Origin of the sequence: Janthinobacterium sp. P210005 (assembly GCF_036231865.1) — a bacterium.
GTDB classification, from domain to species: domain Bacteria; phylum Pseudomonadota; class Gammaproteobacteria; order Burkholderiales; family Burkholderiaceae_D; genus Janthinobacterium; species Janthinobacterium kumbetense.
The window spans coordinates 466473-485034 of sequence record NZ_JAZARC010000005.1; the positions used below are offsets into that span (position 1 = coordinate 466473).

The following is an 18562-nucleotide window of genomic DNA, read 5'->3' on the forward strand; positions in this document are numbered from 1 at the left end:
CATGACAGCGCCCCTCTCCCCTCCCCGCGGCCTGGTGCTGGTGGCCGACGACGATCCCGTGATGCGCCTGCTGATGCGGCAAATGCTCACGCAGGTGGGCCTGGACGTGATCGAGGCCGAGGACGGCGTGCAGGCGCTGGCCAGCTACAAGCACAGCGGGCCGGACCTGGTCATGCTCGACGTCGACATGCCGGCCATGGACGGCTTTGCCGTGTGCCGCGAAATCCGCCACCAGGAAGTGGGCGGCACGGTGCCCATCATCATGGTCACGGGCGGCGACGAACTGGAAGCCGTCACGCGCGCCTACGAGGTGGGCGCCACCGACTTCATTTCCAAGCCCATCAACTGGCCCATCCTCGGCCACCGCGTGCTGTACGTGCTGCGCGCCAGCGACGCCATCGCCCGCCTGCGCATCGCCGACGCGCACAACCGCGCCGTGCTGGCCGCCATCCCCGACACCTTCTTCCGCCTGAACCGCGAAGGCTTTTATCTCGACTACGAACAGGGCCACGACGCCAGCGCGGGATTTTCCCTCAGCGACTGCGTGGGCAGCCATATCCGCGACGTGCTGCCGCCCGAAATCGCCGCGCGCCTGCTCGACAAGGCGCACGCCGTGCTAGCCACGCAGCATATCGGCTCGGTCGACTACACGCTCACGCACGAAGACAGCACGCGCCATTTCGAGGCGCGCCTGGTGGCGACGGGGGCCGACGAGGTGCTGGGCCTGGTGCGCGACATCAGCGAACGCAAGCGCACGGAAGAACAGATCCGCCGCCTCGCGTATTGCGACAGCCTGACGGGCATCCCCAACCGGCAAGCATTCCTGGAAACCCTGGAGCGCGAACTGCTGCGCTCGAAAGAGCACGACAAGAAATTCGCCGTGCTGTTCATGGACCTGGACGCGTTCAAGCGCATCAACGACACCCTGGGCCACGACGTGGGCGACCATTTGCTCAAGGTGGTGTCCGAGCGCCTGCGCGAAACCATCCGCCCCAGCGACCTGGTGCTGCGCGCCGAACACGAGTTTGAAACCACCTTCGGCGGCAACAACCTGGCGCGCCTGGGCGGCGACGAATTCACCATCCTGATTCCCGACCTGGAGCGGGTGGAAGACGCGCTGAACGTGGCGCATCGCGTCAAGGAAGCCATGCGCCGGCCCTTCATGATCGAGGGACACGAGATTTTCGTCACGGCCAGCATCGGCATCTCGCTGTATCCGGAAGATGGCGAGGATTGCAACTCGCTGCTCAAATATGCGGACACGGCCATGTACCACGCGAAGAACTGCGGCAAGAACAACGCCAAGCTGTACAGCTCTTCGCTGACGATGGAAATCATGAGCCACGTCAAGATGGAAGTGGGGCTGCGCAAGGCCTTGCAAAACAACGAGCTGTACCTGCTGTACCAGCCGCAGATCGACGTGCCCAGCACCCAGATCGTCGGCGTGGAAGCGCTGGTGCGCTGGCGCCATCCCGAACGGGGCATCATCTCGCCCACGGAATTCATCCCGCTGGCCGAAGAGACGGGGTTGATCGTGCCCATCGGCGAATGGGTGCTGCGCACGGCGTGCAACCAGGCCAAGGCGTGGCAAAGCGACGGCGGGCGCGCCATCCGCATGGCCGTCAACCTGTCGGCCAAGCAATTCAAGGATGAAAACCTGATGCAGATCGTGCTGTCGGTCCTGGCCGACACGGGCCTCGATGCGCGCCTGCTGGAACTGGAATTGACGGAGGGAACGTTGATGGACGATGCGCGCGCCACCATGGTGACCCTGGAACAATTGCGCGGCATCGGCGTGTACCTGTCCATCGACGACTTCGGCACGGGCTATTCGTCCATGAATTATTTGAAACGCTTCGACGTGCGGGCCTTGAAAATCGACAAGAGTTTTATCGCCGGCTTGCCGCAGGATACGGAAAACGCGGCCATCACGCGCGCCATCATCGCCATGGCGCATGGCTTGAAAATGGTGGTGGTGGCCGAGGGCGTGGAAACGGACGAGCAGCTGCTGATGCTGGAAGAATACGGCTGCGACATGGCGCAGGGATACTTTTTAGGCCACCCGTCGCCGCACGACACGATCACGGCCATGCTGGCCAGGCAACGGGGCCAGCTGGCCAGCGTGGAAACTAGAGCACTTCGAAGGCAAGGATTTGCGTGACTTGCTGGGCGTTGAAATTATCGTCGGAAATCATCACCAGGCTGCGGCGGCCGTTTTCCAGGCGCGGGCCCCAGCTGATGCCTTCGATATTGTCGACCCGCGGCAAACCGATCTTTTCCAGGTCCAGCAGCAATCGCTTGCGCGCCGGCACATAGCTTGCACCCGCCAGGGCCGGGATGGCCTGGATATCGGTGGCGCCCTGCGTATCCATCTCGTAGATGCGCACGTGATTCGTGTAGATGCCGTCGGCGTGTTCCACGCCGGCCCGCTCCACCACCAGCACCTGGTGAGCGTTGACGGCGAGGATTTCCGACACGCCATTGTCCGCTTCCTTCCCCGGCGCAGGCCGCGATGCCACCGGCTCGATCGGATACGCGTACTGGCCCAGCACGGTGCCCGCGCGGTCCAGGCGCGTGATGCGCACCACGGAGCCGTGGTCCGGCGTGGCCAGCGGGCCATCCTGGTACAGGGCCGCTTCCATGCCCAGCCACAGGCTCTTGCCATCGCTGGCAAACGACAGCCCCTCAAAGCTCATGTTGTTGCGCGATCCCGTTTCATCCTTCGCCACCTTGAACATGGCGGGCGTAGGCAAGGTGGCCAGGTAGTGGCCGCCGCTATCGGCGTGGCGCACGAACGGGTGCAAACCCACCTTGCGGTTGCCTTCGCTGCCGTACCACAGGCTGCCATCCTGCGGATCGACGCGGATGGTTTCGATGTCGGCCACCTGGTCGCCCTGCTCCAGCCTGGCATGGGCCAGGTTCGGATAGCGGCTGCCGTCGGGCTGCGTGAAGAAATGCACGCTGTTGAAGGTCACGCCGGCAAATGCGCGGCTGTCGTAGTCGAGCGCGGCGCGGTAGAAGCGGGCCGGATTGATTTCCGAGCGGTCATCGCTTTCCATCACCCAGCTGTTGTTGGCCGCATCGTAATCGATGCCGGACAGGCCGCCCACCGTCGTGCCCTCAAACGGCTGCTTGAGCGCAATGCGCTGTTCGCCGATCAGGCGCAAGCCCGCGATGGGTGCGTCGTGGGGGAAGCTGGCGCAGGCGGAGAGGAGGATGGCGGCGGACGCCAGGGCAAGCGCGGTGCGGAACAATGGAGGCATGATCGGTATCAAATAAGTCGGGAAGCAAATTCCGGGGTCTGACCCGCCGGGTCTGACCCCAGCTTTAGTTCTGTGGGTTAATAGCGAATTACACCACGCCATCAGTCTTGAGCCGCGCGATGGCGGCCGCATCATAGCCGAGCGACGCCAGCACCTCGTCGTTGTGCTGGCCCAGGGTCGGCCCCAGCCACTGCGTCTTGCCCGGCGTGGCGGACAGTTTCGGGCTGATGGCAGGCAATTTGACGGGCGTGCCGTCGGCGAAATGGTGTTGTTCGAACATGTCGCGGGCGAGGAATTGCGGGTCGCTCAGCATGTCGCGCACGGAGTAAATCTTCCCGGCGGGGACGTCTGCCGCCGTCAAGACGGCCAGCGCGCTGTCGATCGTGTGCGTGGCGCACCAGGCGCCGATGGCGTCGTCGATTTCCTGCGTGCGCGCCACCCGGCCGTCGTTGCGCGCCAGCTGCGGGTCGCCCGCCATGTCGATGCGGCCCATGGCCAGCATCAGCCGCTTGAAGATGGCGTCGCCATTGCCCGCGATGACGATGTTTTCGCCGTCGCCCGTCGTGTAGGTATTCGAGGGCACGATGCCGGGCAAGGAACCGCCCGTGCGCTCGCGCACCACGCCCGCCTGGTCGTATTCGGGCACCAGCGACTCCATCAGGTTGAACACGGATTCGTACAGGGCCACGTCGACCATCTGCCCTTCGCCGCCATCCCGGCCACCCGTCACGTCGCGGTGGCGCAGCGCCATCATGGCGCCGATCACGCCGTGCAGGGCCGCCACGGAGTCGCCGATGGACACGCCCACGCGCACGGGCGGGCGGTCGGCAAAGCCGGATACATAGCGCAAGCCGCCCATGGATTCGCCGATGGCGCCGAAGCCGGGCAAGTCCTTCATCGGTCCCGTCTGGCCAAAGCCGGACAGGCGCACCATGATGAGGGACGGTTTCTCTTTCTTGAGCTGCTCGTAGCCGAGATCCCACTTTTCCAGCACGCCGGGGCGGTAATTCTCGATGATGATGTCCGCTTCCAGGGCCAGCTGGCGCGCGATGGCGCGGCCCTCGGGCGTTTTCAGGTTCAGCGTTAAACTTTTCTTGTTGCGCGCCTGCACCGACCACCACAGCGAGGTGCCGTCTTTCAGCACTCGCCAGGTACGGATGGGGTCGCCGCCATCGGGCGACTCGATCTTGATCACGTCGGCGCCGAATTCGGCCAGCATGCGGGCGCAGAACGGCCCCGCGATCAGGGTGCCCAGTTCCAGCACTTTAATGCCTTTCAATGGACCAGTGGTCGCGGAGGATGTTGTCATGTTGTGCTCAGGTTGCCCTGCGGTCGAGCATCGCGCGGGCAATCGTGCCCGCGTCGACGTATTCCAGTTCGCCGCCCACGGGCACGCCGCGGGCCAGGCGGCTCACGCGCAAGCCCCGCGCCTTCAGCATTTCGCTGATGTAGTGGGCCGTCGCTTCGCCTTCATTCGTGAAATTGGTGGCCAGCACCACTTCACCGACCACGCCATCGTTGGCGCGGTTCAGCAATTTTTCCAGGTGGATATCTTTCGGGCCGATGCCGTCCAGCGGAGACAATCTCCCCATGAGGACGAAATACAGGCCCTTGTAGGTGAGCGTCTGCTCGATCATCAGCTGGTCGGCGGGCGTTTCCACCACGCACAGCAAGCGCTTGTCGCGCTCTTCGTCGAGACAGGTCTCGCACACTTCGTGTTCGGTAAACGTATTGCACAGGCCGCAGTGATGCACGGCATCGACGGCCTGGAACAGGGCGCGCGACAGCATGGCCGCGCCTTCCCTATCGTGCTGCAACAAATGAAATGCCATCCGCTGCGCCGACTTGGGGCCGACGCCGGGCAGGCGCCGCAGCGCCTCGGTCAAGAATTCAAGCGACTTGGACATGGATCAACCTTGCCCCGTGCCATAGATCGAGCGCATGCGGCAGTGCATCAGAATGGCATTTTGAAGCCGGCTGGCAAGTTCATGCCGCCAGTCAAGCCTGCCATTTTTTCCGCGGACGTCGCTTCCGCCTTGCGCACGGCGTCGTTGAAGGCGGCGGCCACCAGGTCTTCCAGCATGTCCTTGTCGTCGGCCAGCAGCGACGGGTCGATGGACACGCGCTTGACGTCGTTCTTGCACGTCATGACGATTTTCACGAGGCCGGCGCCGGACTGGCCTTCCACTTCCACCAGCGCCAGTTGTTCCTGGGCCTTTTTCATGTTGTCTTGCATTGCTTGCGCCTGCTTCATCAGGCCAGCCAGTTGATTTTTCATCATGAGAATGCTCCGTTCAATTCAGTTTGTGAGTGTGTTAATCATCAATGCAGGGTCGGCGCGGCGGAGCCGGCCGGTGCAGGGGTAATCGTTCCCGGCACAACAAAAGCGTCGAATACACGCTTCATGTCGAGCACGAAGGGATCGCTGGCGATGGTCGCTTCCGCTTGCAGCTGGCACGCCTCGCGGTGGGCCTGCGCTTCCGCGCTGGCCGTGTACCAGACGGCGCCCAGTTCCGTGTCGACCGCGACCTTGCGGCCGAAGCGTTCGGTGAGCGCGGCCGCCAGTTTTTCCACGTTGGCGGGACTGCGCCACGTGTCGATGGGCACGCGCAGGCGGAACGTGGTGCTGTGGCCGTCGTGCAGGCATTCGATCAGCTCGGCCTGCACGGCCAGCTGCTGGGCCACGCCGCGCAGGGGCAGCACGGCGGCGACGGCCGGCCAGTTGCCGTCCCAGTCCAGGCCCGGCACGGGCGTGATCACATACGGCCCGCTGGGCGCGGCTTGCTTGGCGGCGCGCAGCGGCATGACGACGGCCGGCTGCTCGCTGCTTGGCGCGGCGGGCGCCGACACGGCGGCGGACGCGCTGTCGTCGGAAAATTCGGTGACCCACGGCGGCAAGTCGTCATCCGGCTGCGCTGGCGGCGGCGCGGCAGGACGCGCCTGCTGCACGGGCGCCGCAGCGGCCGCTGGTGCTTCCATCACGGCAACTGGGGGCGCATCGTCCCACGGCGCAGGCGCTTTCGCGGCGGCGGGCGGCGGCGGAGCTGCCTGGACGGGTGCGGCCGGGGCTGGCGCCGCGGCGACCGGCTCCGGCGCGGGTGCAGCCGGCTTGGGCGCCGACGATGGCGCCGACGGCGCGCTGCCGGGACGGCCTTTCGAGGCGGCGCGGGCCGCTTCCAGCGCCGCGTTGATGGCGGCGCGGGCGGAACTGATCGGAGCGCCCGATGCGGCCGGGGCGGCTGCGGCCGGAGCAGCCGCCGGCGGCGCCGCTGGTGGCGGCGCAGGGGCGGCGACAGGCGCCGGTGCCGGAGCAGCCGCGCGCGGCGGCGGCGCTTCGCTGCGCGCCATGCTGGCGGCAGCGGCGGCCACGACGGCGGGCGGGGTCACGGCGGCATGGCTGGCCACGCTGTTCGTGGCGGCGCGGGCTGCCGGGGCGGATGCGCCAGCGGCGGCGCGCGCGGCGGCCACGGCGGCGGGACGGTTGCCCGTGGCTGCGGCAGGAGCCGCCGGCACGCCATCGGCGCCGCCTATGCCGGGCCGAAAGGCCAGCATGCGCAGCAGGGTCATGGTAAAGCCCGCATATTCATCGGGCGCCAGGCCCAGTTCATTGCGGCCATGCGCGGCGATCTGGTAAAACAGCTGCACTTCTTCCGCGTCAAACGCGCCAGCCAGACGCACGATATCCGCGTATTCAGGCAAATCTTGCGGCAAGGCGGCGGGCACGGTTTGCGCCAGCGCAATGCGGTGCAATAAAGTGCCCAAATCCTGCAGGGCGCCGTTATACGACAGGCTGCGCGAGGCCATTTCGTCGGCCACGGCCAGCAAATCGGCGCCATCCTGCTGCGCCAGCGCGTCGAGCAGGCGCACCAGGTACGACTGGTCGAGCGCGCCCAGCATGCCTTGCACGGCATCTAACGTGACTTCGCCGGCCGCATAGGCGATGGCCTGGTCCGTCAGCGACAGCGCGTCGCGCATGGAGCCGTGGGCGCCCTGGGCCAGCAGGCGCAAGGCCGGCTGTTCGAAGGCGATGCCTTCCTGCCCCAGGATATTGTCCAGGTGGCTGATGATGTGGCCGGGCGGCATCTGCTTGAGGTTGAACTGCAGGCAGCGCGACAGCACGGTCACGGGTATCTTTTGCGGGTCCGTCGTGGCCAGGATGAATTTGACGTGCTCGGGCGGTTCTTCCAGCGTCTTCAGCATGGAATTGAACGCGTGGTTCGTCAGCATGTGCACCTCATCGATCATATAGACCTTGAAGCGGGCATTGCTTGGCGCATACACGGCTTGTTCCAGCAGCTGCGCCATTTCATCGACGCCGCGGTTCGACGCCGCATCCATCTCTATATAGTCGACAAAGCGTCCCGCGTCGATCGCCGTGCACGCTTCGCACACGCCGCACGGCTGGGCCGTGATGCCGCCCGTGCCATCGGGGCCGATGCAATTGAGCGACTTGGCCAGGATGCGCGACAGGGTCGTCTTGCCGACGCCGCGCGTGCCCGTGAACAGGTAGGCGTGATGCAATCGGCCACTGTGCAAGGCATGCGTGAGCGCGCGCACGACGTGCTCCTGGCCGACGAGCGTCTCGAAATTCTTGGGGCGGTATTTACGGGCGAGGACTTGATAGGACATGCTGAGATTTTACCATGCGATTTTGCGGGTGATCCTGCGCGGCGGGCGCAAGCCTCATGGCCGGGCCATTCAAAATGGCAAACGCGGCAAAGCAGCAATTGTATAACATGGCCAGCTGGAAATATGGAAAACACGGCAAGCCCGGCAATGCTGCGGGCCGGCAAGAAAATGGCGCCGTAAAAGCAAAAAAGCTGCCCATGGCAGCTTGATTGTCGATCCTGATAAAACATTCCCGAAGGAGGCGAGCCTGATCTGCGGCACTCATGGTTAATAGCCGTGGCTGCTTCGTTCCCGACCTGACCAGGTTAGCCATGCCACGATGCGCAGGGGCCCGCCGGGGACAATTATAACCGACCTGCGCCCGATTGGGGAAGCAAGCTGAAATCCGGGGTCAGACCCCCGGTCAAGTTGACAATGACCATTGCGTCAGCGGTGTTGAGGGTCTGACCCCAGCCGTTCTACAGCCCCAGCTCTTGCCAGATGCCATCCACCTTCGCCTTCACTTCCGGCGTCATGGCGATCGTCGTGCCCCATTCGCGCGTCGTTTCGCCCGGCCATTTATTCGTCGCATCGATGCCCATCTTGCTGCCCAGGCCGCTGACCGGCGAGGCGAAGTCCAGGTAATCGATGGGCGTGTTGTCGACCAGGGTCGTGTCGCGGATGGGGTCGACCCGCGTCGTGATGGCCCAGATGACCTCTTTCCAGTCGCGGATATTCACGTCTTCATCGACCACCACGATGAACTTGGTATACATGAACTGGCGCAGGAAGCTCCACACGCCGAACATCACGCGCTTGGCGTGGCCCGCGTACTGTTTCTTGATCTGCACCACGGCCATGCGGTAGCTGCAGCCTTCGGGCGGCAGATAAAAATCCGTGATTTCGCTGAACTGCTTTTGCAGCAGCGGCACGAACACTTCATTCAGGGCCAGACCCAGCACGGCCGGCTCGTCCGGCGGTTTGCCTGTATACGTGGAGTGGTAGATCGGGTCGCGGCGCATGGTGATGCGGTCGATGGTAAACACGGGGAAACTGTCCTGCTCATTATAGTAGCCCGTGTGGTCGCCATACGGCCCTTCCAGCGCGTGCTCGTAGCCGCTCGGATGGTTTTCGTCCGGATAGATATGGCCTTCGAGCACGATTTCGGCGGACGCGGGCACGCGCAGCTCGCTGCCGATGGCTTTCACCAGTTCCGTGCGGCTGCCGCGCAGCAAGCCGGCGAACTGGTATTCGGACAGGCTGTCCGGCACCGGCGTGACGGCCCCTAATATAGTAGCGGGATCGGCGCCCAGCGCGACCGCGATCGGATACGGCTTGCCCTTGCTCTGGATCGCGTGCTCGCGGAAGTCCAGCGCCCCGCCCCGGTGCGCCAGCCAGCGCATGATGACTTTATTACGCCCCAGCACTTGCTGGCGGTAAATGCCCAGGTTTTGCCGCTTCTTGTTCGGGCCCTTGGTGATCACCAGGCCCCAGGTGATCAGGGGAGCGACGTCGCCTGGCCAGCAATGCTGGATCGGCAGGCGCGCCAGGTCCACGTCGTTGCCTTCCCAGACGATTTCCTGGCACTTCGCGCCGCGCAACTCCTTCGGCGACATGTCCCACACGGATTTCACCAGGGAACCGAGGCCCAGCAAGTCCTTGAAATCCTTCGGCGGCTCCGGCTCCTTCAGCCGCGCCAGCACATGGCCGATCTTGCGCAACTCGCTGACATCTTCCGCGCCCATGCCCAGCGCCACGCGACGCGTGGTGCCGAACAGATTGCCCAGCACCGGCATGTCGTATCCCGTCGGGTTATTGAACAGCAAGGCCGGTCCGCCTGCGCGCAAGGTGCGGTCGCACACTTCCGTCATCTCCAAAATCGGTGAAATGGGGGTCGAAATGAGCTTAAGTTCACCCATTTGTTGCAGTTGAGAAATAAAATCTCGCAAATCTGAATATTTCATGTGTTTTTAATTTTTTTTGACGTCGGACGCCGTTGCTGAAGGATCTATGCCAAGTAATTGATTTTATTGGCTTTTGGCACAATGCAAGTCAAAAAGTAAGACATAAAAGTAATAAAGAAACGATTCGTTAGTATTGACTTGATATAAAACGGCTTCTACAATTCGCCCAACTTGAAAGAGCACGCCGGCCCAGAGCTTGATTTTAGCGTTTCTCTTTCATTCACGGAGTCGGGGCTCCACATGACATTTTAAGGAGTGTTTTCAAAAGGCGTCTGCCTTACCCCCGGTAAAAGTTGTATTGCGACTGATCCAATACCAAAAACGGGACCGATCAGCTCAAGCAAGCAATGACGGCGTTTCTCGCACGCATCCATACGCGGCGGAAACGATGATATTTCTGATGCACGGCATTGGCAGTACCCACAACACCGCGAGACCGCGGAGGGACTGCCTGTTGACGCGACATTTCGGGGAACTCTATGACTCATCGTAGCACTGAAGCAGCATTGCCTGCTTCAACCGTGGCTGGCCAGCCAGCGTTGGCGCGCTTGCGCGCCCGCGCACAGGCCATTTCGGCACGTGGCGTTTTGACCACTGCACAACACACACTGACAGTCTTCGGCATTTCCGCCCTGGCACTGATCGCCCTGCTGATGTTCCGCCCTGACCTGGGCAAGCAACTGACGCACAGCCTGTTCCCGCTGCCGATGGCAGAGGCGCAAGCCGTTGAAGCACCGGCCCTGTCCGCACTGATGGAAGCGCCTGCTTCCGTGCAAACGGCCGCCGCCAGCGATACCCCGCTGACCAAGGAAGAAAAAGCCTTGCTGGGCACGCAAAAGCAGCAGCAATGGGTTACCAACTGGCTCTCCAAGCGCTACCGCGTGGCCAACGACGCGACCAATATGCTCGTCTCGACGGCTTACCTGACGGCCCGCGAAATCAAGCTGGACCCGCTGCTGATCCTGGCCGTGATGGCCATCGAATCGGGCTTGAACCCGTTCGCGGAAAGTCCCGTCGGCGCGCAAGGCTTGATGCAAGTCATGTCGAAAGTGCACCACGAGCGCTTCCAGGAAATGGGCGGCGTGCAAGCAGCGCTGAACCCTGTCGCCAATATCCGCGTCGGTTCGCTGATCCTGAAGGATTACGTCACGCGTGGCGGTTCCGTCGAAGCGGGCCTCAAAACCTACGTGGGCGCCGCCAACTTCGCCACCGACTCGGGCTACGGCTCGCGCGTGCTGGCCGAATACCGCCGTCTGAAACAAGTGTCGGCCGGCCAGCGCGTGCCGACGACGACGCCGGTGATGGCATCGAACACGCCAGCGCCAGCCAAGGCGCCGGCAGCGGAAAGCGGCATCACCATCAAAGTACTGCCCCACAACGAGATCGCCGGCCTGTGACCCTTTAAAAGCCCTCACAGGGGCATCCAAAAAGCAGCACGCAGTAAAAAAGCCACCGCACGCAAGTGCCGGTGGCTTTTTTATTGCCCTGCGGCACTGGCCGCAGGAACTGCTCTCTATATTACTTGCGCTTGTTGGCGTTGACTTCTTCCTCGCGGAATTTCACTGCCAATTTATCCAGCACGCCGTTCACATACTTGTGGCCATCGATACCGCCAAACGACTTGGCCAGCTCGACCGCTTCGTTGATGACGACGCGGTACGGGATTTCCATGTTGTTCTTCAGCTCGAAAGCGCCGATCAGCAGGATGCCGTGTTCGATGGGCGACAGTTCCGCGATATTGCGGTCGATCAAGGGTGCCATGCTTTCGCGCAACGCCAGCGAATCCTTGATAGCGCCGTACAGCAACACCGTGAAATGATCGCCATCGGCCTTGTCGAAACCATGCGCGGCGCGAATATTGTTCACGACGGTAGTCGCGTCTTCATTGTTCAGCAGCCACTGGTACAAGCCCTGCAGCGCAAACTCGCGCGCGCGGTGACGCGGCGTGCGGTTTTTGCTGGGATTGGCGAGCAAATTTTTCTCAGTCATGATTGTTACCTGTTCTTAAGTACGTGTTCACTACAAATTCCGGCGAGACACTACGGCGCGCTTTTAGGCAGCGCAGCCGCGGCTCAAGCGTGCGTGAGAAGGATGTCAGGGCAAGGCGCGAGGCCGAAGACAGTACGAAAGTACGGCGAGGCCTTGCAACGCAGCCATGGCATTCTTATCACACGCGCTTAGTCTTCGTCGGTGTCCTGCAACTCTTCCAGCGCTTGCGCCAGATTGGCCATTTCCACTGCCACGCGTGCCGCTTCTGCTCCCTTGACCAGCATGCGTACTTCCGCTTGCTCGTCGTTTTCCGTCGTCAACACTGCGTTGGCGATGGGGATGCCGTAATCGAGACCGACGCGCGTGATGCCCGCGCCCGATTCGTTCGATACCAGCTCGAAGTGATAGGTTTCACCGCGAATCACGGCGCCCAGTGCGATCAGGGCGTCGAATTGCTCGGTTTCCGCCATTTTTTGCAGAATCAGTGGGATTTCCAGGGCGCCCGGCACGGTCACGTGCAGGATATCTTCATCGGCCACGCCCAGCTTGCTCAACTCTTCCAGGCATGCCGACAGCAAGCCACCACCGACGATTTCATTGAATCGTGCCTGGACGATACCGACGCGCAAACCTTCGCCGGCAAAATTAGTTTCGTATGCTCCTACGGTCATCATATGCCTCTTTAATCTGGTGGTTCAGGGCGACATGCACATGTCGCCATCGTTTACTCTACATCGACGCCTGACAAAATCGTAGCGAGCGGCAGCGAGTTGTGGTCGAGAAGCGCAACTGTAAGAAGGTACAGTGAGCATCACAGGCCGCAAATCGCGACGCGCAGTAGATTTAGTCAGGTGTCCTGGCCTGGGTGGCACTGAAAACCTGTTACTTCCAGGTCGAAACCGACCATCGACGGCATCTTGCGGGGGCTGGCCAGCAATTGCATCTTGCTCACGCCCAGGTCGCGCAGGATTTGCGCGCCGATGCCGTAGCTGCGCAAGTCCATGCTGGCGGCGCGGCCTTTCGGCTTGGCTTGCGGCGTATCGAGCGCGGCGAACTGGGCAAACAGCTCGCCCGACGTCTCGCCGCAATTCAGCAAGACCATCACGCCCCGCTCGGCCTGCTTGATGGCGGCCATCGAGGCGGCCACCGTCCACGAGTGGGTAGTCGCTTCGCTTTCCAGCACGTCCAGCAGGGAAACGGGCTGGTGCACGCGCACCAGCGCTTCCAGGCCAGGCGCCAAATCGCCATGCACGAGGGCCAAATGGGCCGACGCGCTCGGTTTATCGCGGAAGGCGATCAGACGGAATTCGCCATGCGCCGTATGCAGGGTGCGCTCGGCAACGCGCTCGACCAGGGACTCCGTCTGGCTGCGGTAATGGATCAGGTCGGCAATCGTGCCGATTTTCAAGCCATGTTGCTCGGCAAACAACAGCAAGTCCGGCAAGCGCGCCATGGTGCCGTCGTCCTTCATGATTTCGCAAATCACGGACGCGGGCGTCAAGCCGGCCATGGCAGTCAGGTCGCAACCGGCTTCCGTATGGCCTGCGCGCATCAGCACGCCGCCTTTTTGCGCTTTCAGCGGGAAGATATGGCCAGGCTGGACGATATCGCTGGGCTGCGTGCCCTTGGCAACCGCCACCTGGATGGTCTTGGCGCGGTCGGCGGCGGAAATGCCCGTCGTCACGCCTTCAGCCGCTTCGATGGACACGGTAAAATTGGTGCCGTAGGCGGTGCCGTTGCGCGATGTCATCATCGACAGGTTCAGCTCGTCGCAACGCTCTTCCGTCAGGGTCAGGCAAACCAGGCCACGCGCATGCGTGATCATGAAATTGATGGCTTCAGGCGTCACGAAATCGGCGGCAAGCACCAGATCGCCTTCATTTTCCCGGTCTTCTTCATCGACCAGTATCACCATGCGGCCGGCGCGTAATTCAGCGACGATCTCTTCGGTGCTGGATATTGACATTATTCATCCTCTGAAGACACCTGGCAAAACCTGCTGCGCGTCGGTATAGGCGGCTTGCGATGCTCACCGTACCTTCGTACGGTTGCGCTTCTCAGCCACCTCTTCCTTCCGCTCGCGACGGTTTTGCCTGGCGTTGTTAATGAAACTAAAAACTGAAATATCGAGCGCGAAAATTCCGCGAATTTCCGGGAATTTTCTTATAACCTGCTATTTTAAAGGATTTAGCGCTTGCAGACCTGAAATAAGACAGCTTTGCGGCACGGATGCCACCGCCTGCCCCGCAAAGCGCCAATTCCCTGATCCAGCGCACACGGCGGCGGCAAGACGCGCGCCGCCGGCCTTGCAAAGAGCATAAGATCAACCCGTCACCGCCACGGCGCTGACGCCCCATTCGCAGCGACACCCCACACAGGAGCGGCACTATGAAAACCAACGGATCGGCCATCTGGTCAGGCGGCATCAAGGATGGCAAGGGCGCCATCAGCACGCGCAGCGGCGCCTTGCAGGAATACCCCTACGGCTTTGCCAGCCGCTTCGAAGGCAAGCCGGGCACGAATCCCGAGGAACTGATCGGCGCCGCCCACGCGGGTTGCTTCACCATGGCCCTGTCGCTGATCCTTGGCGAAGCGGGCCTGACGGCGGAAAAGATGGAAACGACGGCCGAAGTGACCCTCGACAAGGTGGACGACGGCTTTGCCATCACGGCCGTCCATTTGATCCTGAAAGCAAAAATCCCCGGCGCCAGCCAGGCTCAATTCGAGGAATTGACGGCCAAGGCCAAGGCCGGCTGCCCCGTGTCGAAGCTGCTCAAAGCCACTATCACGCTGGACGCCACCCTGCTGCCCTAGATTTTCGTCACGGGCTTGACGGGCTCCACGGCAGCTACGGGCGCCACCAGCGGCAGGCGCGAGTCGCTGGCCGGCAAGGGCCGGTTCATCAAGCCGGGATTCAAGGCTGCATTGTTCAGGTTATACGCGGCGATGGCCGCCGCCACGGACGGGTCTTGCGACGACGGCGGCGGCACGGCCATGCCCGCGTTTTGCGCGGCCAGCTCTTGCGCCTGCGCATTTTGCTGGGCCAGCTGGGCTTGCGCCGTCGCCAGGCCCGCGTCGGCTTGCCCCTGCGCTGCGCGCGCCAGCGACTGCGCCCGGTCGGATGCCGCCTGGGCCGCCATCTGCGCGTCGCTGGCGGCCAGCTGGGCCCGCACGGCGTCGTCCGCGGCCGCTTGCGCCTGCTGCTGCAAACCCTGCTGCTGCACTTGCCCCTGGCGCAGCTCGTCCACGCGCGCAGCATCCTGCTGCTGCGCCTGCTGATCGGCATCCAGGCGCTGGGCATCGACGCGCAGGTTGTCCGTGCGCTGCGTCTGCAGCAAGTCCGCTGCATTGTCGGCCTGTTGCGCTGGCGGCTGGGGCCGCAGTTCCTGCAAGTCCAGGTTCAGTTCTTCCGCTTCCAGTTGCTGCTGCAGTTCCAGTTGCCGCTGCGCAATGGCGGCTGTCTGCGGCAGTGCCGCGTCGACGGGCTGCTGCGCGGCCTGCGACGCCTGTACGGCGCCGGACGGCAGTGTTTCTCCCGTCAAATCCGCTTCGACACCGGCCGCCAGCGGCGCGCCCTGCTGCCGGGCCAGCACGGCGCCCACTTGCGCCAGCACCTCCGTTCCCTGTTGCAAGGCGTCCAGAGTGGCATTGCTGTCGGCCGCATACGCGGCTTGCAATGTTGCCGCATCGACATCTTCATTGCGCAAGTCGATGCCGATGCGGGTCAATTGTGCCTGCGTGAGCAAGCTGCCGTCCTGCGCCAGCGCCGTGGCCGCATCCGTCGTGCCGTCGCCCGACAATAAATCGTAGCGCTGCGCCAGGCTGCCCGGCGTGTCGCCGGCCGTGGCCAGCTGGCTGGCGTCGATGCCGCTCGTTTGCAACTGGGCGAACGATTCCGTCAGTTGCCGCGCCAGCGCCAGCAAGTCGTCATTGACATTCACGGGGGTATTGGCCGCCCTGGCCTCTTCCGTGGCGCCCTGCAAGGCCAGCAGTTGCCGGCGCGATAAGGCCACGCCGGACAGGAACTGGCCCAGCGGGGAGATGTCTACCTGCGTCGAGGAAAGTATTGCAAGGGCAGCCGCCGCGCCGGATGCCGGCACGGGCTGCGCCGGCGCCAGAGCTGCCGTTGCGCCCACGCGGGACGTGGCCGGGATGGTGTTGGGCACGGTTGCGCGCGAAATCGGGTCCATGGCTAGCCTCCACTGCGGAAAGCTTCATAGTATGCGCGTCTGCAAGAAAAGCAACACACGCCTGGCAAGGCGGCTGTGTTGCCCTGTTCAGTTCTTATATCAGGCGGCGGCCTTGTCCAGCGACAGCATGCGCTCGACATAGCGGGCGATCAGGTCGATTTCCAGGTTGACCTTGCCATCCACCGTCAAATGTTTCAGGGTCGTCATGGCGATCGTGTGCGGGATCAGGTTGATCGAGAAGCGGCAGCCGTTGACGGCGCCCGCGCCCAGGTCTTCCACGCGGTTGACGGTCAGCGACACGCCATTGACGACGACGGAACCCTTGAAGGCCAGGTATTTCGCCAGTTCGTGCGGCGCTTCGATCACCAGCTCCCACGATTCGCCCACGGCTTCGAACTTGCACACGATGCCCAGGCCGTCGACGTGGCCGGACACCAGGTGGCCGCCCAGGCGCTCGGCCAAGGTCAGGGCTTTTTCCAGGTTCACTTCCGTGGTGGTATCGAGGCCCACGGTGCAATTGAGGCTTTCACGCGAGACATCGACGGCAAAACCCGTGTCCGACTTTTCCACCACCGTCATGCAGGCGCCATTGATGGCGATCGAATCGCCCAGGGCCACGTCGGCCAGCGGCAAGCCACCCGCGTGGATATTCAGGCGCACGCCTGCATCGAGGCCGCCGTCGAGCGGTTGCACGGTTTCAATCTTGCCGATGGCGGCAACAATTCCTGTAAACATGGAGCTAACCTTATAAAAAGTGTAAATCTATTAAGTACGCTGGGCGAATCTTGCAAGGATACGCACATCTTCGCCCACTTGCTGAACCTGGTGAAATTGCAAAGTGCGCTGCTGCTTGATATCCGTCAAGGCGGGCAAGGCAAACATGCCTTGCGCATCGCCCAGCAAGGTGGGCGCCAGGTAGACCAGCAGCTCGTCGACGCAACCTTCGCGGATCAGCGAACCGTTCAGTTTGGCGCCTGCCTCGACGTGGACTTCATTGATTTGCCGGCGTCCCAGTTCCAGCATCAGCGCGGCCAGATCGACCTTGCCGGCCGCGTTCGGCAACAGGATGACTTCGGCACCCAGCGCCTGCAATTGCGCCTGTTTCTCCGGATTGGCGACGGCCGCCACGATCCACGTGCCGCCGCCCTGCAGGATGCGTGCGTCGAGGCTGATGTCGAGCCGGCTGTCGACGACGATGCGGCGCGGCTGGCGCGGCGTCTCGACGGCGCGCACATTCAGTTGCGGATCGTCCGCCTTGACCGTGCCGATGCCCGTCAGGATGGCGCAGGCGCGCGCGCGCCAGGCGTGGCCGTCGGCACGCGCTTCGGGACCCGTGATCCACTGGCTTTGCCCATTGTGCAAGGCCGTCATGCCGTCCAGGCTGGCCGCCGTTTTCAGGCGCACCCACGGCTTGCCGCGCTGCATGCGCGAAAAGAAGCCGATATTCATTTCATGCGCCTCGTCGGCCAGCACATCCGTGGTGACGGCGATGCCGGCCGCTTCCAGCTTGGCCAGCCCCTGCCCCGCCACCAGCGGATTCGGATCCGTCATGGCGGCCACGACGCGGCCCAGCCCCGCGCGCACGAGCGCATCGGAGCATGGCGGCGTGCGGCCATGGTGGTTGCACGGTTCCAGAGTGACATAGGCTGTGGCGCCGCGCACGTCGTTGCCACGCGCCGCCGCGTTGGCCAAGGCTTGCACCTCGGCATGATCCTGCCCAGCCGCCTGCGTCACGCCGGCACCGATCACCTGGCCATCCTTGACGATCACGCAGCCGATACGGGGATTGGGCGAGGTCGTGTACAAACCGCGCGCCGCCCATTCCAGCGCCAGGCGCATGCCATCGATATCGTTGAGTATTTCCACGGGCTTCTTTGATAGTGAGTGATAGGTGAGTCGGATTACGAACTGTCGGCCACGCCGCTGCAATTGGCCGCTTGCTGCTGCGGGTCGCACACGCGCACCCTGCCCAGCATATTGATTTTAATATGGCGCACCTGCTTTCCCAAAGCCAGGGACAAGGTCCCCCAGCGCGCCGCCAGGCTATTGGTCGCGCTGCAACTGCGGCCTGCGCCATTGTAGGCGATATAAAACGGCGCCGTGGCCGACGAAAACACGAACTGGGCCGTGATGCCCTCCGGCAGCGGCCCCTGGCGGAACAGCAATTCGTCATCGCCATCGAACGCCAGGTTGGCATTGCGGTCGATGAATGCCAGCCAGCCCGTGCGCCAATCCACGCCACCGGGCCCGGCCGGCATCAGCAGCACGCGCTGCCCCCGCGCCATCGCCTGCGCCCGCGTCAATTCGATGGCCGAGAACAAGTCCGTGGCCGCCGCCCGTACCTGCTGGCGCGCCAGCACCTGCTGCAGACTGGGCATGGCGGCGGCCGCCAGCAGCGCGGCAATCGCCAGCACGGCCAGCAATTCGAGCAAGGTATGCCCCGCCCGGCGTGGCTGCTTGCGCGAACGGGCAAACCAGGGCTGGCCGCAGGAAGGCAAAAGGCGGCATGACAGTGAATCCCCGCTGCCTCGTGCCCGCGCCAGCGCAA

17 protein-coding genes and 1 other RNA gene are annotated in these 18562 nt (G+C 63.3%); 4 read left to right on the forward strand and 14 right to left on the reverse strand.

Annotated features, from left to right (window positions below):
* Position 1 precedes the first annotated feature (1 nt).
* Entirely contained in the window at positions 2-2161 is a 2160-nt protein-coding gene (locus tag VPH40_RS21400; RefSeq protein WP_305058099.1) for a putative bifunctional diguanylate cyclase/phosphodiesterase, read from the forward strand.
* On the opposite strand, the gene VPH40_RS21405 is transcribed toward VPH40_RS21400, so the two are convergent.
* The 5 genes from VPH40_RS21405 to dnaX all read right to left on the reverse strand — a co-directional run bounded on the left by VPH40_RS21405 (position 2130) and on the right by dnaX (position 7892).
* A complete protein-coding gene (locus VPH40_RS21405; RefSeq protein WP_328574441.1) occupies positions 2130-3263 on the reverse strand; it encodes an esterase-like activity of phytase family protein in 1134 nt (377 codons plus the stop codon). The two genes, VPH40_RS21400 and VPH40_RS21405, sit on opposite strands and share 32 nt — an antisense overlap.
* A gap of 88 nt (positions 3264-3351) precedes the next feature.
* Positions 3352-4572, reverse strand: coding sequence for a CaiB/BaiF CoA transferase family protein (locus VPH40_RS21410; RefSeq protein ID WP_328574442.1), 1221 nt, complete (start codon positions 4570-4572; stop codon positions 3352-3354).
* Between the two features lie 7 nt (positions 4573-4579).
* Positions 4580-5170 (reverse strand): recombination mediator RecR, encoded by a 591-nt coding sequence (recR, locus tag VPH40_RS21415; RefSeq protein WP_034786598.1) that lies wholly within the window; start codon positions 5168-5170, stop codon positions 4580-4582.
* A 47-nt stretch (positions 5171-5217) separates the two neighbouring features.
* Positions 5218-5544, reverse strand: coding sequence for a YbaB/EbfC family nucleoid-associated protein (locus tag VPH40_RS21420; RefSeq protein WP_034759121.1), 327 nt, complete (start codon positions 5542-5544; stop codon positions 5218-5220).
* 41 nt (positions 5545-5585) lie between these two features.
* Positions 5586-7892 (reverse strand): DNA polymerase III subunit gamma/tau, encoded by a 2307-nt coding sequence (dnaX, locus tag VPH40_RS21425; protein ID WP_328574443.1) that lies wholly within the window; start codon positions 7890-7892, stop codon positions 5586-5588.
* Positions 7893-7948: 56 nt separating this feature from the next.
* On the opposite strand from dnaX, the gene VPH40_RS21430 reads away from it, so the two are divergent.
* Positions 7949-8101, forward strand: coding sequence for a hypothetical protein (locus tag VPH40_RS21430; RefSeq protein ID WP_161789605.1), 153 nt, complete (start codon positions 7949-7951; stop codon positions 8099-8101).
* Positions 8102-8129: 28 nt separating this feature from the next.
* Here VPH40_RS21430 and ffs read toward each other — a convergent pair.
* An RNA gene (ffs, locus tag VPH40_RS21435) (signal recognition particle sRNA small type) lies at positions 8130-8228 on the reverse strand.
* A 122-nt stretch (positions 8229-8350) separates the two neighbouring features.
* Positions 8351-9835, reverse strand: coding sequence for a 4-hydroxy-3-polyprenylbenzoate decarboxylase (ubiD, locus tag VPH40_RS21440; protein ID WP_328574444.1), 1485 nt, complete (start codon positions 9833-9835; stop codon positions 8351-8353).
* Positions 9836-10314: 479 nt separating this feature from the next.
* On the opposite strand from ubiD, the gene VPH40_RS21445 reads away from it, so the two are divergent.
* Entirely contained in the window at positions 10315-11232 is a 918-nt protein-coding gene (locus VPH40_RS21445) for a transglycosylase SLT domain-containing protein (protein WP_180278601.1), read from the forward strand.
* Positions 11233-11353: 121 nt separating this feature from the next.
* Here the strand turns inward: VPH40_RS21445 and nusB are convergent, their stop codons facing one another.
* The 3 genes from nusB to ribBA form a co-directional block, all read right to left on the reverse strand.
* The gene (gene nusB / locus VPH40_RS21450) at positions 11354-11824 is read right to left on the reverse strand and encodes a transcription antitermination factor NusB (protein WP_034759129.1); all 471 of its coding nucleotides are present in this window, start codon (positions 11822-11824) and stop codon (positions 11354-11356) included.
* A 188-nt stretch (positions 11825-12012) separates the two neighbouring features.
* A complete protein-coding gene (gene ribH, locus VPH40_RS21455; RefSeq protein ID WP_034759563.1) occupies positions 12013-12495 on the reverse strand; it encodes a 6,7-dimethyl-8-ribityllumazine synthase in 483 nt (160 codons plus the stop codon).
* A gap of 176 nt (positions 12496-12671) precedes the next feature.
* A complete protein-coding gene (gene ribBA, locus VPH40_RS21460) occupies positions 12672-13790 on the reverse strand; it encodes a bifunctional 3,4-dihydroxy-2-butanone-4-phosphate synthase/GTP cyclohydrolase II (RefSeq protein WP_289899303.1) in 1119 nt (372 codons plus the stop codon).
* Positions 13791-14212: 422 nt separating this feature from the next.
* On the opposite strand from ribBA, the gene VPH40_RS21465 reads away from it, so the two are divergent.
* Positions 14213-14638 (forward strand): OsmC family protein, encoded by a 426-nt coding sequence (locus VPH40_RS21465; RefSeq protein WP_305060336.1) that lies wholly within the window; start codon positions 14213-14215, stop codon positions 14636-14638.
* Here VPH40_RS21465 and VPH40_RS21470 read toward each other — a convergent pair.
* From VPH40_RS21470 to VPH40_RS21485, 4 genes are all read right to left on the reverse strand, one after another.
* The gene (locus tag VPH40_RS21470) at positions 14635-16014 is read right to left on the reverse strand and encodes a hypothetical protein (RefSeq protein WP_328574445.1); all 1380 of its coding nucleotides are present in this window, start codon (positions 16012-16014) and stop codon (positions 14635-14637) included. The genes VPH40_RS21465 and VPH40_RS21470 overlap by 4 nt on opposite strands.
* 99 nt (positions 16015-16113) lie before the next feature.
* Entirely contained in the window at positions 16114-16749 is a 636-nt protein-coding gene (locus VPH40_RS21475) for a riboflavin synthase (protein WP_328574446.1), read from the reverse strand.
* 30 nt (positions 16750-16779) lie between these two features.
* Positions 16780-17853 carry a bifunctional diaminohydroxyphosphoribosylaminopyrimidine deaminase/5-amino-6-(5-phosphoribosylamino)uracil reductase RibD gene (gene ribD / locus VPH40_RS21480; RefSeq protein ID WP_442906676.1) on the reverse strand — a complete coding sequence of 358 codons (1074 nt, stop codon included), beginning with the start codon at positions 17851-17853 and terminating at the stop codon, positions 16780-16782.
* 62 nt (positions 17854-17915) lie between these two features.
* A complete protein-coding gene (locus VPH40_RS21485; protein ID WP_328574448.1) occupies positions 17916-18512 on the reverse strand; it encodes a GspH/FimT family protein in 597 nt (198 codons plus the stop codon).
* Between the last annotated feature and the right edge of the window lie 50 nt (positions 18513-18562).

Coding starts and splice junctions, on each gene's coding strand:
- VPH40_RS21400 (WP_305058099.1), top strand. CDS start 2: ATGACAGCGCCCCTCTCCCCTCCCCGCGGCCTGGTGCTGGTGGCCGAC.
- VPH40_RS21405 (WP_328574441.1), bottom strand. CDS start 3,263: ATGCCTCCATTGTTCCGCACCGCGCTTGCCCTGGCGTCCGCCGCCATC.
- VPH40_RS21410 (WP_328574442.1), bottom strand. CDS start 4,572: ATGACAACATCCTCCGCGACCACTGGTCCATTGAAAGGCATTAAAGTG.
- recR (WP_034786598.1), bottom strand. CDS start 5,170: ATGTCCAAGTCGCTTGAATTCTTGACCGAGGCGCTGCGGCGCCTGCCC.
- VPH40_RS21420 (WP_034759121.1), bottom strand. CDS start 5,544: ATGATGAAAAATCAACTGGCTGGCCTGATGAAGCAGGCGCAAGCAATG.
- dnaX (WP_328574443.1), bottom strand. CDS start 7,892: ATGTCCTATCAAGTCCTCGCCCGTAAATACCGCCCCAAGAATTTCGAG.
- VPH40_RS21430 (WP_161789605.1), top strand. CDS start 7,949: ATGGCCGGGCCATTCAAAATGGCAAACGCGGCAAAGCAGCAATTGTAT.
- ubiD (WP_328574444.1), bottom strand. CDS start 9,835: ATGAAATATTCAGATTTGCGAGATTTTATTTCTCAACTGCAACAAATG.
- VPH40_RS21445 (WP_180278601.1), top strand. CDS start 10,315: ATGACTCATCGTAGCACTGAAGCAGCATTGCCTGCTTCAACCGTGGCT.
- nusB (WP_034759129.1), bottom strand. CDS start 11,824: ATGACTGAGAAAAATTTGCTCGCCAATCCCAGCAAAAACCGCACGCCG.
- ribH (WP_034759563.1), bottom strand. CDS start 12,495: ATGACCGTAGGAGCATACGAAACTAATTTTGCCGGCGAAGGTTTGCGC.
- ribBA (WP_289899303.1), bottom strand. CDS start 13,790: ATGTCAATATCCAGCACCGAAGAGATCGTCGCTGAATTACGCGCCGGC.
- VPH40_RS21465 (WP_305060336.1), top strand. CDS start 14,213: ATGAAAACCAACGGATCGGCCATCTGGTCAGGCGGCATCAAGGATGGC.
- VPH40_RS21470 (WP_328574445.1), bottom strand. CDS start 16,014: ATGGACCCGATTTCGCGCGCAACCGTGCCCAACACCATCCCGGCCACG.
- VPH40_RS21475 (WP_328574446.1), bottom strand. CDS start 16,749: ATGTTTACAGGAATTGTTGCCGCCATCGGCAAGATTGAAACCGTGCAA.
- ribD (WP_442906676.1), bottom strand. CDS start 17,853: ATGCGCCTGGCGCTGGAATGGGCGGCGCGCGGTTTGTACACGACCTCG.